The organism is Pseudoalteromonas sp. S1612, assembly GCF_005887175.1.
Classification (GTDB): Bacteria; Pseudomonadota; Gammaproteobacteria; order Enterobacterales; family Alteromonadaceae; genus Pseudoalteromonas; species Pseudoalteromonas undina.
Window position 1 is genome coordinate 78,443 of sequence record NZ_PNDH01000009.1, and the last position, 17,083, is coordinate 95,525.

13 protein-coding genes are annotated in these 17,083 nt (G+C 39.6%); 5 read left to right on the forward strand and 8 right to left on the reverse strand.

What is annotated here, in order from left to right:
- Window positions 1-37: 37 nt before the first annotated feature.
- The 5 genes from CWB78_RS04315 to CWB78_RS04335 form a co-directional block, all read right to left on the reverse strand.
- Complete coding sequence (locus CWB78_RS04315) at window positions 38-2,155, reverse strand: methyl-accepting chemotaxis protein (RefSeq protein WP_138594347.1); 2,118 nt, start codon at window positions 2,153-2,155, stop codon at window positions 38-40.
- Between the two features lie 111 nt (window positions 2,156-2,266).
- Window positions 2,267-3,487 (reverse strand): organoarsenical effux MFS transporter ArsJ, encoded by a 1,221-nt coding sequence (arsJ, locus tag CWB78_RS04320; protein ID WP_138594349.1) that lies wholly within the window; start codon window positions 3,485-3,487, stop codon window positions 2,267-2,269.
- A 15-nt stretch (window positions 3,488-3,502) separates the two neighbouring features.
- Window positions 3,503-4,516, reverse strand: coding sequence for an ArsJ-associated glyceraldehyde-3-phosphate dehydrogenase (locus CWB78_RS04325; RefSeq protein ID WP_054201402.1), 1,014 nt, complete (start codon window positions 4,514-4,516; stop codon window positions 3,503-3,505).
- A 22-nt stretch (window positions 4,517-4,538) separates the two neighbouring features.
- Window positions 4,539-4,892: a metalloregulator ArsR/SmtB family transcription factor gene (locus tag CWB78_RS04330; protein ID WP_008108943.1), complete on the reverse strand. Its 354-nt coding sequence runs from the start codon at window positions 4,890-4,892 to the stop codon at window positions 4,539-4,541.
- A 185-nt stretch (window positions 4,893-5,077) separates the two neighbouring features.
- On the reverse strand, window positions 5,078-5,506 hold the full coding sequence (locus CWB78_RS04335) for an organic hydroperoxide resistance protein (RefSeq protein WP_008108945.1): 429 nt from the start codon (window positions 5,504-5,506) through the stop codon (window positions 5,078-5,080).
- 130 nt (window positions 5,507-5,636) lie between these two features.
- Here CWB78_RS04335 and CWB78_RS04340 point away from each other — a divergent pair, with 130 nt between their 5' ends.
- The 5 genes from CWB78_RS04340 (at window position 5,637) to CWB78_RS04360 (ending at window position 11,953) form a co-directional block, all read left to right on the forward strand.
- A complete protein-coding gene (locus CWB78_RS04340) occupies window positions 5,637-6,125 on the forward strand; it encodes a MarR family winged helix-turn-helix transcriptional regulator (RefSeq protein ID WP_055011612.1) in 489 nt (162 codons plus the stop codon).
- A gap of 348 nt (window positions 6,126-6,473) precedes the next feature.
- Window positions 6,474-7,820, forward strand: coding sequence for an N-succinylarginine dihydrolase (astB, locus tag CWB78_RS04345; RefSeq protein ID WP_138594351.1), 1,347 nt, complete (start codon window positions 6,474-6,476; stop codon window positions 7,818-7,820).
- Between the two features lie 129 nt (window positions 7,821-7,949).
- A complete protein-coding gene (locus CWB78_RS04350) occupies window positions 7,950-8,948 on the forward strand; it encodes a DUF4382 domain-containing protein (protein ID WP_138594353.1) in 999 nt (332 codons plus the stop codon).
- A 57-nt stretch (window positions 8,949-9,005) separates the two neighbouring features.
- Entirely contained in the window at window positions 9,006-9,683 is a 678-nt protein-coding gene (locus CWB78_RS04355; protein WP_138594355.1) for an SDR family oxidoreductase, read from the forward strand.
- Between the two features lie 182 nt (window positions 9,684-9,865).
- A complete protein-coding gene (locus CWB78_RS04360; RefSeq protein ID WP_138594357.1) occupies window positions 9,866-11,953 on the forward strand; it encodes a bifunctional diguanylate cyclase/phosphodiesterase in 2,088 nt (695 codons plus the stop codon).
- A gap of 37 nt (window positions 11,954-11,990) precedes the next feature.
- On the opposite strand, the gene CWB78_RS04365 is transcribed toward CWB78_RS04360, so the two are convergent.
- The 3 genes from CWB78_RS04365 to CWB78_RS04375 form a co-directional block, all read right to left on the reverse strand.
- Entirely contained in the window at window positions 11,991-12,788 is a 798-nt protein-coding gene (locus CWB78_RS04365; RefSeq protein WP_138594359.1) for a response regulator, read from the reverse strand.
- A gap of 120 nt (window positions 12,789-12,908) precedes the next feature.
- Window positions 12,909-15,836: a TonB-dependent receptor gene (locus CWB78_RS04370; protein ID WP_138594361.1), complete on the reverse strand. Its 2,928-nt coding sequence runs from the start codon at window positions 15,834-15,836 to the stop codon at window positions 12,909-12,911.
- Between the two features lie 255 nt (window positions 15,837-16,091).
- A complete protein-coding gene (locus tag CWB78_RS04375; protein ID WP_138594363.1) occupies window positions 16,092-16,907 on the reverse strand; it encodes a TlpA disulfide reductase family protein in 816 nt (271 codons plus the stop codon).
- Between the last annotated feature and the right edge of the window lie 176 nt (window positions 16,908-17,083).

Consider the following 17,083-nt stretch of genomic DNA (forward strand, 5'->3'; position numbering starts at 1 on the left):
TTAGCTGCCTTTTTAATCTAAAACCAAAGTTCGACGTCTAGGTTTTTAATTTATTAAGCTCAGAGTCTTGCTGCGCAACTAGTTTATTTAACTCTTCGCTGCTATCGCCTGCTTGAGCAGATAAATCAGAAAGCTGTGAAGCAGCATCAGAAATTATCGTCAAGTTGCGATTTATTTCTTCGGTGACTAAGCTTTGCTCTTCAGCAGCCGTTGCAATATGGGTAATTTGATTGGTTATTTCATCTACTTTCACAACCACACTGTGCAGTGCATCAAAAGCTGTTGAGGTTTCATCTACTGCAGTTTCGGCGCGTACTACACCTTTTTCGATAACAGTTGATGCATTACCCACTTCTGAAAGTAAGCTATCGATTAAACTACTAATGTCATCGGTTGAGGAGCGCGTTTTAGATGCTAAAGCTCTAACCTCATCAGCAACAACGGCAAAACCACGTCCGTGATCCCCAGCTCGTGCAGCCTCAATAGCTGCGTTTAGTGCTAGTAAGTTAGTTTGCTCAGAGATAGTTCGGATCACATCAAGTATTTGAGTAATATCATTACTACGCGATGCTACTTTTTCTACTGCCTGATTAGCTTCTTTAATTTCTTCAGACATGGTTTTAACTTGCGACATAGCCGATGATAAGCTCGATTCGCTACTAACCACTAAGGTGTTAATTTCATCAGCTTGTTGCGCCGACTGCTCTGAAGCTTTTGCCACTTCAAGTGCTGTCGCGCTCATTTCGTTCATTGCAGTAACCACACTTTCAATTTCTTTAAACTGTGCTTGCACATTATGCTTGGTTTCTACCGCAATATTTGAGGTAACTTCACCTTGGTGCTTGGTTTGATCTGAGACCGCTTTAAGCTCACTGATCAATTCACGAAGTTTTGATAAAAACTTATTAAATCCTCCAGCCAGAGCTATAAGCTCAGCGTGAGTATCAACATGCAGAGTTTGTGTTAAATCACCTTCAGAGCTTGCTAAGTTGTCAACCCGCTCCTGAATTTGTTTAAGAGGAGCCACAACACTGCCTACTACAAGCTTCATTACTATAAATGCCAATACCGCAATCACAGTCCCGGTGATCAAAATAATCACACCCAGCTCTTTTGCAACCTCAGACATGCCAGCAGTTAATTGAATAGGTCCTTCAAAGGCAAGTTCAGCGGGTACTTCAATTAGCAGCATCCATTTCACATCAGCAAGCTTAATTTCAATCGGGTAAGACACCATTATTTCAGCGCCCTGTTTGTTTATTCCTTTAGTGCCTTTTAGTGCTTTGTAACTCTCATAACTTTTAGCGCTAACAGCTTCTTTTAGTGGGCGGCCTAATTTTTCTTTGTAATGACTTGTACCAACAATTAAACCCAAATGACTAAGTAGCGTTACTTTTGCTTTGCCATCGTAAAGCGCCTTTGAAAGCTCTTCTGTTAGTTTTTGAAATACAGGTAAAGTTATATCCGCCCCTGTAACGCCTACAAACTTGCCTGATTTAATAACAGGGACAACAAGTGAGGTCATCATTTCTGAGTAACCCGGTGTAATCTCATACAAGTAGGGTTCCATAATGCATGGTTTTAGCTTGTCTTTAGCACACAAGTACCACTCTGCCTCACGTAAACCAAATTCGTTTATTTTATCCGCGTATTTTTCTTCCGCGTCTTCCACAACCTGTTGCTCAACCAAACCATTGCTATTTTTAGTGAAATAAATTTCTAATGTTCCAGCACCAGCAACAGAGTGATTGTATCCTTGAGTAAATTCACTATCTTTACCATCAAAACCATTTTTTTCAAACTGTGAATAAATAGAGGAAATAACATCATTACTTTCTAATATTGAACGATTTAAAGAAACAACTGAATCACGCTTTATTGAGGCTTTATCGGCATCTTCTAAAATACTACCAAGTGAAAAAGGTATTCGGTAAGCTTCATTAATAAAGGCGGCAATTTTTTCACCATAGGCGGCTGCATTTGCTGTTAATCGCCCATCGACCTCATTAACAATTAGAGTCTCAGCTTCTGCAGAAGTGTTGGCATTACTCGATGAGAGTTTAGACCAAAGTATGCCTGAAAATAGTACTACCGTTAAAAGTATACTTCCGACGCTTATCCATAATAACTTTTTTGCTAACGCTATTTCCCGCATTTATAACTACCTTGCTTTACTTATTTATTTTTAGTTTAGACCAAATTAAACAACATATTATTAATTATTTTAAAATAATATGGATAACTTAATCTCATAGCCAACGACCATTTAACTTTGCTTATTTAGTCGCAGAGTCACTAACACAACAACAAAAAGCAAGCTAACACTTACCCACAAGCAAGCTTGTAATCCATATAGTTTATACACTAATCCTGAGAATACTGTCCCAACCAGTCGACCGGTTGCATTAGCCATATAATAAAAACCCACATCTAATGATACTGCATCGCTTTTAGCAAGACTGACTATCAGGTAACTATGCAAAGAGGAGTTAACCGCAAAAGCAGCACCAAAAACTAACAAACCGATGAGCAAACTAATATGAATAGCAATATTAAACTGCATGAGCACTGCTAATATAAAAGTCACCCCCGTTAAAGCAATGGCCCAGAAGTATGCCTTATTAAGCACATCGATTTTATTAGCCGAATTACCAGTTATTTTAGGGGCTTGTGACTGCACAGCTCCATAGGCAATAACCCACAGTGCCATAAAACCACTTACCCACCAATGATCCCAGTTAAACTGAGCGGCCAAATAAACAGGTAGCGCAACTACAAACCATACATCACGTGCAGCAAATAAACATAATCGCGCAGCACTGAGTAAATTAATGGCTCTGGATTTTGAAAATAACTCCTTAAATTTAGGCTTATTTTTGGCTTTACCCATATCACCTTTTAAGTAAATAAGGCTAACCAACCAAGCAATACCTAACAGAGCAATCAACGCAAATAATGCGCCTTTAAAGCCCACTAAAGTTAATAGTAATCCACCTAAAAAAAAGCCTATGCCTTTGAGCGCATTCTTTGAACCGGTTAGTAACGCAATCCATTTATATAGTTTACTTTGCCCTGTTTCGTCATCAGGCACTAAATACTTAATTGCGCTTTTAGCACTCATTTTATTCAAATCTTTGGCAATACCACTGAGCGCTTGTGCAGCCATAACGTAAAAAACGCCCAGCCAATCACTAGGTACACATAAAATAGCTAAGGCAACAAGCTGTATGCCTAAGCCAATATTCATGGTTTTATTTAAGCCTAAATGCGCGCCAAGCCACCCCCCCACTAAGTTAGTGATCACCCCAAACACTTCATAAAACAAAAACAGCATAGCGATGGCAAGTGCATCATATCCTAGCTGATGGAAATACAGCACCACCAGCATTCTCAGCGCCCCATCGGTTAAAGTAAACGCCCAATAATTACCGGTAATAATTAAATATTGTTTTATCGCTTGAGGTAAATCACTAAGTTGAGCAAACATGGTTAATACCTTAGGCTAATTAACTACATCACTTTTTGCTACTTTTAGCATAAGTTCGGCGGTACGGTTTGCATACCCCCACTCATTATCGTACCAAGCATATAATTTAAGCTGGGTATTATTAATCACCATGGTAGAAAGCGCGTCAATAGTACAACTACGCGGATCGGTTTTATAATCAATAGACACAAGTGGCTTCTCTTCATAACCTAAAATCCCTTTTAATGTGCCCTCTGCAGCCTGATAAAACCACTCGTTTACTTCATCTTGCGTAACACCGTGTTCAAGCTCAAATACACAGTCTGTAATTGAGGCATTAGTGAGTGGCACACGAACAGCATGGCCATTTAGTTTCCCTTTAAGTTCAGGGAAAATATGTGTTATAGCCGTGGCACTGCCTGTTGTAGTGGGGATTAAACTGGTACCACATGAGCGAGCTCGACGTAAGTCTTTATGTGGGGCATCAATAATAGTTTGGGTGTTAGTTATATCGTGAATAGTAGTCATAGAGCCGTGTTTAATACCCACTTTTTCTTGTAGTACTTTAACAATTGGCGCTAAACAGTTGGTTGTACATGATGCCGCTGTAACAATTTTATGCTCATCAGGATTATATAAATCATCATTTACGCCCATCACTACATTTAAAATACCGTCTTCTTTCACCGGTGCAGTCACTACCACACGTTTTACACCTTGAGCTAGGTAGTGATTTAATAATTCGGTGGTTTTCATCACACCGCTGGCTTCAATGACTACATCGCAATCTGACCAATCAGTATCATCAATGTTTTTATTATTAGTTACATCAATGGTGTGTTTACCTACACTAAAGCTGTGCGCTGATGCTGTTACATTGTGTGCCAAACGCCCATGTACTGAATCAAATTCGAGTAAATGTGCATGCGTTTTAGCATCGCCAGCAACATCATTAATTTTAATAAATTCAATTTCAGGCCAATCAAGTGCAGCACGCAATGTTAAGCGCCCCATACGGCCAAAACCATTAATCCCTACTTTAATTGTCATAATAAATACCTTTAAAAGTTAATTAACAGCAGTTTGCTGCACGCTCAGGGCGGTTACCCATTGCATTGAGTCGATTTAAATCATCGTTATAAAATTCAATATTAGCGCTACGGGTTTGTGCTAGTACATTTTCAGCCCACTCTGGTAGGGCTTTATTAATACTGTAATACACCCATTGATTTTGCTTACGATCGCTCAATAAGCCACATTGCCTAAGCTGGGCTAAATGACGAGATACTTTAGGCTGGCTAAGCTCAAGGGCAGCCACAAGCTCGCATACACATAATTCTTGCTCATGGCTAATTAGCAGCATGGCTTTTAAGCGCGTATCGTCAGCTAAGCATTTATAAAACTGTAGTGGGTTGAGTTGTTCCATAGCGTCCTCATTTGGTTTATGCATATACAATAAAACAAAAAACAAACATATGGAATAGTGAATATATGAAATTTCGAATATAACTGATTTTATCTATTTTCAATTCATTTATAGATATAGTTGCGAATAAAAAACACGCGATGATCACTCATGGCGTGTTTTTATAAACAATATAAAGAGGTAAATTAAATAACTGAAAGTTCTACCTCAATATTACCGCGTGTTGCGTTTGAGTATGGGCATACTTGATGTGCTTTATTTACCAGCTCTTGCGCCGCTGCTTTGTCCATATCACCTAGTGATACAGCAAGCTTTACAGCAATACCAAAACCACCTTCAATAGCACCAATAGACACTTCAGAGTTAATGTAAGTATCGCTTGGTAAAGCAACTTTTTCGCTACCGGCTACAAATTTAAGTGCACCAATAAAACAGGCGGCATAACCTGCTGCAAATAATTGCTCTGGATTAGTGCCTTGACCATCATCACCACCTAACCCTTTAGGCGTTGATAAGTTAACATCTAAACGACCATCATCCGATTTAGCTACCCCTTCACGTCCGCCTGTTGCCGTTGCTTTTGCTGTATAAGCTACATTTTGTAATACATTCATAGTGAACTCCTAAGATTTAAAATTTTCAAATTAATTACTTTGCACGCAAAATAATAAGGCAATTAAATTCTGATTGCAATTACTTTGCATGCAAATTAAAATAAGCTATCTTGAATTGAAGGGTAATGCGATGTCGTTTGAACAGTTAAAATTAAAAAATCAGTTATGCCATCGTTTATATATGGCGTCTAACAGCATAGCCCGTGCCTATCGGGAGCCTCTAACAGAGCTTAACCTTACCTATCCTCAGTATGTTGTTATGATGGCGCTTTGGGAGCAAGATGAAGTAACCATCGCCGAACTAATCGATAAAACCGCAATTGATGGTGGCGCGCTTACTCAAATATTAAAAAAGATGACCAGCAAGTCACTGCTTAACGTTATAAAGGACGAACACGATAAGCGTAAGCGTTTGGTGCAATTGACTCACACCGGCCAATCTTTAAAACTTAAAGCTGCTGATATTCCAAAAACAATTTTCTGTAAATTTGACAGTATCGACACTAACCAAGCACAGCAATTAATGCAGTTACTCGATTTAATCGTTAGCGACTTAAGCACCCAGACTGAAGATGAAAGTGTCGATGCTAAAGACAGTCCCAAGTTAGTGCAAACCTAGCGTAAATTTATCCAATGTGGTGCTTAAGCTTTTTTATAGTTTAGTTATAAAAAATTAACTTATTGATTATTATTCATAAAATATTCAATTAACAATTGGCATACTTCTTCCTTCTCTCTTAATGACGTTAGCAACACCAAGGAAAAGTTATGTCTAATTTATACAACACTCTTTATTTTTTATGGCGCTTAGATATCACAGTGTGGCAAGTAAATGAGCCAACAAATACGCATACCACCAGTGAAAAAGAGCGTATCTATTCGCGTTAAACTATTTTTGAACAGACTTTGCAAGCTACCTCATAGCGTTGTATTGTAAAAGACTATTTAATTGGTTAGTGGAACGTGTATGCATGCTTTAGAAGTTAATTTTGACGGCTTAGTCGGCCCTACTCACAACTACGCAGGTTTGTCGTATGGTAATGTTGCTTCGTTAAATAACGCGGCGAGTTTTTCAAATCCGCAAGAAGCTGTATTGCAGGGCCTGGCTAAAATGAAAGCTATGCATGATAAAGGCTTAACCCAAGGGGTTTTTGCTCCTCATGCTCGCCCAGATTTAAATGTACTTCGCCGTTTAGGATTTACTGGCAACGATGCGCAAGTCATTAATAAAGCTTTTAAAGCTGATCCTATTTTATTGCGCGCCTGTTACTCTGCCTCTGCCATGTGGACCGCTAATGCAGCCACCATATCGCCTTCACCTGATACTAACGACGGCAAGGTACACTTCACTGCTGCTAACCTGAATAATAAATTTCATCGCTCTTTAGAGCCAAATACGACGACACGTTTGCTTAAAGCAATGTTTAATAACGAGCAATACTTTGCACACCATTCACATTTGCCTGAGCAAGGTTTTTTTGGTGATGAAGGCGCAGCAAACCATACTCGCCTGTGCGACAGCCATGGTGAAACCGGGCTAGAGTTATTTGTATTTGGTGCAAGTGCCTTTAACAGTAAACTGGTTAAACCCGTTAAGTTCCCTGCAAGGCAAACTTTGGAAGCGTCTGAAGCCATTTGTCGATTGCACAATATAAAAGATACCAGCCAAATACTATTACAACAAAACCCTGATGTGATTGACCAAGGAGTGTTCCATAATGATGTAATTGCAGTGGGTAACGCCAATGTTTTATTATGCCATCAACAGGCGTTTTTAAACCAAACGCAAGCATTAGACGATATCCGCGAAGCCTATGTAGGTAACAAACAGCTTTATATTATTGAGGTGCCAACCAGCAAAGTGAGTATTCAAGATGCTGTCAGTAGCTATTTATTTAATAGCCAACTGGTTAGCATGAATGACGATGCAATGCTGCTCGTTGCCCCACAAGAATGCCAGCGCAACCCTGCTGTAAAAGCGTATATTGAAGAGCTAATTGTTGCCGATAACCCCATAAATCAAGTGCAGTTTTTTGATTTGCGCCAAAGTATGCAAAATGGTGGTGGGCCTGCTTGTTTGCGATTACGAGTTGCATTAAACAGCCACGAATTAGCAGCGGTAAATCCTGATGTGATCTTAAATGAGCAAAAGTATACTCAATTATGTGATTGGGCTACTCGCCATTACCGAGATAAACTTGGTGCCAACGACTTTGCAGACCCTGCTTTACTTACCGAAAGCTACCAAGCCCTTGATGAGTTAACACAATTACTGAGCTTGGGATCAGTTTATCCCTTCCAATTAGAAGCCTAAGCTTTTTTTTATAGGGGGAAGATACACAGTATTTAAATCTTCTTCCTGTAATTAATAATTTTTAATTCAATTTAGGTTAAGTTTTTGTATCTATACTGAGTGATACTTTAAAGTATTTGGAAACCTAACATGAACTTAAAATCAACATTACTTAGTAGCGCCGTCTTATTAGCATTAACGGGTTGTGGTTCATCAAATGATGACTCCCCTATTACTCCTACCGATCCGCAAAAATCAACGTTCAGTTTAGGAGTTTCAGATGCGCCAGTAACAGGCTTAAAAGCGGTTAATGTAGTTTTTGACTCTATTACCTTGCGTTCACAAGGTGGCGAAGATTTTAGCTTCGAAACCCGTGAAGCCAGCGATTCAACCAAAGCTGAAATGGTTAACTTATTGGATTACACTGGCGATGATATTTTTTCCTTACTAGAGGGCGAAGACGTACCTGCGGGTGAATACTCGTGGATACGTGCTGATGTAATTAATGGTGATATAAACAACCTAACCGAAACCTCGCATGTTGTTTATGAAGATGACAGCACTGCACCGTTAATCGTAAAACGAAAAGGCAATGACGGGATCGGTGAAATTCAACTTGATGGTTTTACTCTGAATCAAACGGACAACACTTTTGTACTTGAATTTGATCTTAAAAAATCGTTAGTTGCGCCACAAAGCGGTAACGAAATAGTATTAAAACCACGTGGAGTTCGTCTTGAAAACCTTGCTGAGTCACAAGATATTGAAGGTACAGTAAGCGAATCACTTTATGCAAATTGTGAAACCGATAACATTGAGGTTGCCGCTGAAGATGGTTCATTTGGCCATGCTGTTTACTTGTATAACAGTGATGTAGAGCAACCACTTGATAATTACGAAGTCACTGAGGGTGAAACCCCTGTAGACGCACCATTGGCTACTGCAAATGTTGTACTAAACAATGAAACTAGCCAATATGAATTTGAATTAGCATTTATTACGCCTGGCGATTACCAGCTAGGTTATACCTGTAACGCACATATTGATGATGCTGAACTTCAGGATGAAGCATTTACTCTTTATCAGGTTCAGCCAGTAACGGTTGTAACCGGTGAAGATACTGAAGTGACATTTGACATTGCCCAATAAGCAATCAACTATTATAAATTTTAGCCCGCACTTGCGGGCTTTTTGTTTGGAGGAACTATGACACATAAAGTAATTTTAATTACCGGTGCCTCTAGTGGTATTGGCGAGGCGACCGCTAAAACATTAGTTAATAATGGTCACAAAGTAATATTAACTGCGCGCAGTGAAGATAAACTCAATAAACTAGTTGATGAGTTAGGCCATGAAAGTGCATTTAGCGTTTCAGCCGATGCCACTCAGTTTAGCGAGCTTGAGAGTGTAGTAAGTAAGGGCATTGAAAAGTTTGGGCGATTAGACGCAGCATTCGCTAACGCGGGCATGGGTGTGTCATCACCAGGCACAGTGAATGGCGATCCCCAAGAGTGGTCAGCCATGGTTGATCTTAACATTAAAGCGTTGTTGTGGACCGCAAAACTCACCTTGCCTCATTTACGTGAAAACCAAGGGCATTTTATTTTAACCAGCTCTGCAGCAGGAAGAAGACCCATTGACGGCTCTATATATGGTGCTACTAAATGGTTTGCACATGGCTTTGGTCAAAATTTAGCAGAGGAAATGAAACCCTGGCATGGTCGCTGTACCACTATTGCGCCAGGTATGGTAAATACGCCTTTTTTTGATGAAGCAAAACCCGATAAGCTCGACCCACAAGATGTGGCCGATGCGGTATTATTTGCTATTGAGGCCAACCAGCGTAATAGCGTACGCGAAATCTATTTAATGCCCACCAACTAACAAGATAATCCAAAGGCCAATCTTTATTGGCCTTTGCTTTAAAAGTACTTAATTGTGCTTTGTTAAAATTACTTTCGACTAAATCAATGAAAAGTCACACATTGAAACCTCCCTTACCATGCTAAATCTCAACTTTATGTCTAATATATAAATAAAGTAATTCAATAACTGGAACCCATTTAATGGATCCCCATAAAGCCCATAATATGCCTGCCCATCAATATGTTACTAATGATCCGTTGCATCAACTATTTGATGCAGTCGATTCTATATCGGTGCAAGGTTATGATGAGCAACGGCGTGTAATTTATTGGAATAAAGGCAGTGAATTGCTTTATGGGTATTCGCAACAGGAAGCCATTGGCAAAAAACTCGAAGATTTAATAATACCCACACCAATGCGAGAGCCCGTAATTGAAGCCCATAGTAATTGGATTAAGCATGATATTGAAATTCCCGCCTCAGAGCTTATCCTCAAACATAAAGAGGGTAATGATGTGGCTGTATTTTCAAGCCATGTTATGTTTACTAATCAATACAATACCAAACAAATGTACTGTATTGATATTGACCTTTCTGAGGTTCACAAGGCACAAGCAGAAGCCACATTTAATGCCAGTATGTTGAAAACTATCTTTGAAGCCATTCCCGACTTATTTTTTGTACTAGAGCAAAATGGCATCATTGCTGATTACCATGTTAATAATAGTAAGGACCTGTATATTTCACCTGAGCAGTTTATTGGTAAAAAAATGATTGATGTACTGCCTGAAAAAGTAGCGGAAAAATTTCAAATTCATATAGAAAAAACAATAGCTCAAAACAGTATGGTCAGTTTTGAATATGAATTGAGCATGCCTGAAGGCGTAATTTATTATGAGGCGAGATTGCGCCTACTGCCCAAAAAAAACCAAATCATGGTGATTATTCGTGATATTAGCGAACCACACCGCTCAGCAGAATTGATCCGTCATCAAGCTCTCTTTGATAGCTTAACCGATTTGCCTAACCGCTTTTTGTCTTTAGATCGCTTGTCACAAATATTAATGGAAGTACAAAAGAGTCATGAAAAAGCAGCGGTGTTTTTTTTAGACCTTGATGACTTTAAAAAAGTGAATGACTCATTAGGGCATGAAGTAGGCGATAAACTGTTAATTGCAGCAGCCGCTAGATTACAGCAAACACTAAAGCAAAATGACACTGTCGGTCGATTAGGGGGTGATGAATTTATTGTTTTAATATCCAGTTTAAACGATGAAAATGATGCTTTAGCAATTGCTGAGCGATTACTTCAAGCATTTAGAAAACCCTTCAAGCTCGAAGGCAGAGACTTAATACTGACATTAAGTATTGGTATTGCGATTTCTCCCAAAGACGGTACGTGTGCCTCGGTGTTGTTACGTAATGCCGACACCGCTATGTACCAAGCAAAAGCGATGGGGCGCAATACCTCCTCTTTTTTTACCCCGCAAATGAACGTTGCTATGCGCCGGCGTTTTGAAATAGAAGAGCAAATGCATGGAGCCCTGGAGCGAAACGAATTTGAGCTTTATTATCAACCGCAAATAGATGTAAAAACAAACACCATCATTGGCGCTGAAGCCTTGCTACGTTGGCATAATATAGTGTTAGGGGAAATCACCCCTGATGAATTTATTCCCATTGCAGAGCAAACAGGCTTAATTGCGCCTATTGGTTTATTTGTTCTTCAACAAGCCTTACGCTTTTTGAATGAATGGCAATCAATTAACCAGCAAAACTATACCATGGCGATTAATTTATCGCCGCGCCAATTCAGAGATCCGGAACTGGTTAATATAATTAAACATACTCTACATAAAAATAGCATTAATAATGAATGCTTAGAGCTGGAAATTACCGAAGGGGTACTAATGAATAGCCAAGCCTCAATTCATGATGCCTTAGTGCAAATTGATGAGCTGGGCATAAAACTGTCAATGGACGACTTTGGCACAGGCTATTCATCATTAAGTTACTTACGAGAATACCCTTTTGATGTGCTAAAAATTGACCGTAGCTTTATTGCAGGGATAACAAATAACAAGGCCGACTGTAATTTAGTAAAAGCGGCCATAGCTATGTCACACAGCCTAGAAATAAGAGTAGTTGCAGAGGGAGTAGAAACCAAAGAGCAGCTAGATTTACTCAACGAGCTAAACTGCGATATTGCTCAGGGGTTTTATTTAAGTAAGCCCTTATCTGGTGCCAAGTTACTTAATTTTTCATTACATTACTGCAAAGCGACTTAAAAGCACTTTAGTTAAAAAGTGCTTTTGCAGCTGCGAGTTAGCTCATGATTTTAAAAAGCAAATCGCGCACCGTTGCAGGTTCAAATGGTTTGTCACAAATGGCATCCACCCCGGCTTGAGCAATATTAGCTAAATGAGTATCGTTGGCCTCTGAGCTGACCATCAGGATTGGAATATGTGAGTAAGCATTCGATTTTCTAACGGTTTCAGTTAACTCTTTACCATCCATTTCTGGCATATTGTAATCTGTAACAATTAAATCGAATGATTGATTATTAAGCATTTCGATCGCCTGTTTACCGTCTTCTGCCTCTACAGGTTCAGGAATACCCATTCCCGCTAGCACTCGTATTATATGTTTTCGTGCAAAGCGACTGTCATCAACCACCAACACACGAAGTAAAGTGACATCAAAGTGCTCTAGCTCCACCTCTTGCTCGCTAATAATATCCAGAGTCGCTTTAAGCGCACGGGTGATCTCGTCGGCATTAAACGGTTTAGGTAAAATAGCTAATACGCCCGATTGCCTAAGTTGCTCTAAATGGCGCTTATTACGTTCGCTCGACACCAGCATAAACGCCTGCTGCTCAGTATTACTGTTACTGCGTATTGCCTGTAATAAAGAGTCTGCAGTACCGTCGCTAAAATACATACTGCTGATCACCAAGTCAGGGTGATACTTTGATAAAGCGGCCAGCGCATTTTCTTGAGTGCTGGCCGCTTCAATTTGTGTAACACCACACTGAGCCAGTGATTTTTTTATTAGCTTTTGTTGCACTTCAGAAGGCTCAACTAATAAAATAGATAAGTTGGCTATTGCCGTTAAATCACTCATTTCAATCCTGTTAATATTAATTAAATAATTTTTATAATGCTCATTATAAAGTAATAACTTACAAGAAAAAGCTAAAACAGCAACAAAACAGCTTGTTTACCTAAACTCAACAAACTCAGCTTAAAAACGATAGTTTATGCCCGCATAATATCGTCTACCCGAATAGCTTGAGTTTAATAACCGAGACTCTGTATCGTTACCCAATCGGGTTACTGACTCAGATTTAGTTAAATTTATCACAGCGGCTGTTAGGCTCAAGTCTTCTAATAAAGTAATTGATGCATTTACATCAACTTGCTCGTATGGGTCTTGATACACGTTTAAACCACTATTTAAACCCAACACGGTTTCACCGCGTTTGTTATAAGAAGCACGAATATTAAAAGCATCTCCCTCATAATATATCGAGGTATTGTACTGGTACTTAGCACTGCCAATTAAAGGCGATTTACCAAACTCTTTACCATCCACTTCTACATCGGCCTTATTGGTTTTGTTATAAGTGTAGTTTGCATAAAAACCAAAACCACTATCAAAGGCATGCTGTATAAATACTTCAGCCCCTTTAGATACAGCATCAGTGCCATTGCCTACAGTGCTATATGGCGACACAGTAATATTTCCTGCCTCAACTATGCCCTCTTTACCTGCAAAATCTTGTTGTACGTCAATAACTAAGGGAACAACAAAGTTATCAACAGTTTTATGAAATAGTGCTAAACCAACGGCAGAGCCTTCGCTGTAATAATATTCAATAGATAAATCCGCTTGCACCGACTCAAACGGTTTTAAGTTTTTATTACCGCCACTGCCACTAAAACCCGGAATTTCATTAAATTCAGCTCTGTCGTCGGCCCACTCATCTGAAACAAACGTAATGCGTTGTTGCGCACCTAAATCGGCATAATCAGGGCGAGACATTACTTTTGCAATAGCGCCGCGCACAACAATATCTTCGCTGGCATCCCATGCAATATTAAAGCTAGGTAAAATTTGGGTATCGGTATTCTCTTGAGTAATGAGTTGATAATCTTCAACAAATCTATCGTCTCCGGTTACCGCCTCCCCGCTTTCATCGTCAGTATGATCCAGCAAATATGTGTATAGATCGGTTGATGATGTCATGGTTTTCGTGCGTACAACACGTACCCCTAAATTACCGCGCACGCTATCAAATTCAAAATCACCTTGTAAATAAAATGCCGCTATTTGCTCTTCAATATCATAAATGAAATTATCTTCTTTACGCGTATACGGAACATAATGACTGGTCACAATATCGCGGTATTTATCCCAATCAATGCCGGGCATTTGGTTTATATTAAAACCACCCGCAATGTTAGCTTCGTTGATAAACACATCTTGTGCTAGTGGCATGCCGTTGTTCCACTGATAACTGTCAAAACGAGTGATCCCCCCCTCACTGGCTTCTGCTGCGGCAATATCAAAATTAGGATCTAAAAAGAAGGTATTACCGGTTTCACGATGCAGTGTGGCTTCTCGGTACTTTACTCCAGTTTTAATTGTTCTTAAAATGCCCCAATCAGTATAAATATCAAAGTCAGCTTGGTAGTAATCTTCTTCGAGTTCACTGCGTACAAAACTTGAATTTGACGAGCCCGGATCGCGACCGCCTCCCACGCCATTAAGTAGGTTTGCTAGCGTATTTGGGTCTATATTTAAACTAATGTCGTTTTCATTAATTTGCCAACCCGCTGTTTGCGCAGCATTTTCTATACGGCTTTCATTTTCACCGGCGTTTGAGCTTTTATAGGCTGCCTCCCAACTCTCTTTCGGCCCACCTTCAGAGCGTGTATTGCCTGCCACAAAACGGGCTTTAAAATAATCGCCTTCGTAGGTTAGGTTGAGATCAAAAGTATCAGAGGTTGACTCTTCACGTACATAACTGCCTCGCATCCACGGCAATTGCATATCATTTTCTATACCACTTGCAGCTGCATCAAATTGCATTCCATTAACTATCGTGCCCGACTCATCCAAACTTACATCGGTTAAAAAATCAGGATTTAAAGACCACTCAGGTATATCAATCACCGACTCAGTTCTATTTTTATCAAGTGAAAAACCAAAGTAGTTAAAACCAATTTCAATGCGGCTGGTTGGGCGCCACTGCGTACTAAATTGTACCCCTTCTCGCTCACGTAATTCGTTTACAATTGAGCCACGAACCACTTGAGGAAACCAAACATTGTTATAATTATTGCCCTGAGCATCGGTTACTGAGCCCCACTGATTATTGTTATCAACCGGCGCGCCATTTATATCGACCGGTTTTTCACCAATAAAGCGCCACACATTTGCATCGGTGCCACCTGAAAGAGTGCGGTTAGTGCGTTTTTGTGAGGTATAACCAAACAACATGCCAAAGGTATCAGCCTCGTTCTTCCAAGAGTAAAGTGCCGTTACTTGCGGCTCAGATTCTTCAGTTACATCAGCATAGGTACTTTCAATATTAATCACCCCTGAGTTTGCATCCATACTTAGCGGTTTACGACTATGCATTAATACCGTGCCGCCCACACCACCTTCATCTAAACGTGCCTCTGGTGATTTATACACTTCCACGCTTTCAATCATGGCTGAGGGGAGTAATGCATAATCAAACGAACGAGATGGCTCGCCTGGTGATGACGCAATAAAATTACCATTTAGCTGAGAAAAGGTCAGCTCAGATGATAATCCTCTAATACTTACCGATGAGCCTTCGCCTCCATCACGGTCAATCACCACGCCAGGTACGCGTTGTAATGAGTCTGCGACATTTTTATCAGGGAACTTACCAATATCTTCCGCTGTAATCGCATCAACCACAGAGCTCGACAAACGCTTTATATCTAAATTAGCCGCCATACTGGAACGAATACCACGCACCTCTATTACTTCCATATCCTTGCTTTCTATTGCTTTATTTTCAGCTTCATCCGCATATGCGTGATTAAACACAGATAAAATTGAGATGCACAGCGTTGATTTAACAAAACGTGGAAGTGAGTGAGCAGAGGTTTGAGTTATCCGATGAGCGGTCATAGTTTTAACAGTTCCATTTAAAATACAGTTAATACTTAAAGATGAACGTACCAAGGAAAGCTGATACGAAAAAAGTAGCTGTATTCTACACAACCAAACTTAATAGCTTGTTAATGTAAACTGACGAATAAATGAATGCTGTATCAATAAGTAACCTACTCTAATAAAAGTAGGGAGTTAAGCAGCAAAATGGCTATTTAGCTGCTTATAAAGGGGCATAAAAAAGGAATGACGCGATGAAACAGCAATACGCCGTTATTTTTTAGCGCTAATAGCCTGAATATAATAGCCTAAACTCGCATGAGAAAGCTCACCCATATGGCTGGTAACTAACTCTCCTTGACTATTATAAAACAAGGTGGTTGGTAAGCCTGCAGCACCTGATTCGCGACTCACATTACTGCTTTGATCAAAAAATACATGATTAAGATCGAGTTGCTGTTCATCAAGGAACGCTTTTACCGTGTGTAAGTCCTCACCTTGATTGACAAACGCCACTGTAATGTTTGGATTATTTTTTTGAGCCGCTTGTAACACCGGCATTTCTTTTCGACACGGCGGACACCACGACGCCCAAAAGTTAATAACCACCGGCTTACCTTTGAAGTTTTGTAAGTTAATTTGCTGCCCTTGAATATTATGCACAACAGACTGCGGTAACTGCACACCCGTTTGATAAATAGACAGCGCAAAGTTAGGAATAATCATTGAACAAAAACCAACAAACCCAGCAATAGCGTAGTTTTTCATTACCGCTTTTTTACCACGCGCATAAAATGCTAAAACCACTATACCGCTGAGCCAACCATAATAACCAATAAAACCACCGTCGCTAATATTAAAAAGCTGCCACCAATTACCTTGATAAGCATCCCACATAGTAAACACAAACGCTAAACGCGAGACTAAAAAGCCCACCACAATTGCTTTAAAGACTGTGTCTAAAATTGCTTTTTGTAATGGATGTTGGCGCGTCAATAAATAGGTAAGCCCCCAAAAAATGCCTAACCCTAAAAAAATAATTAACTGAGAAATGGAAATAACTAAAGGCCCAAGAGAAATACTTAACATTTTACGACTCTAATCAATACAATTAATCGGTATGTTACACAAAGGCACAATTAAACCAATCATAATTTCCTTTTTACCCCTAACTCATTGCAAATCCGGTTCTCATATTTAAATACAAATAAATTAATAAAATTAAGACGCTAGCAAAAAATGTAAACGGATGGTTGTAAAAAAAC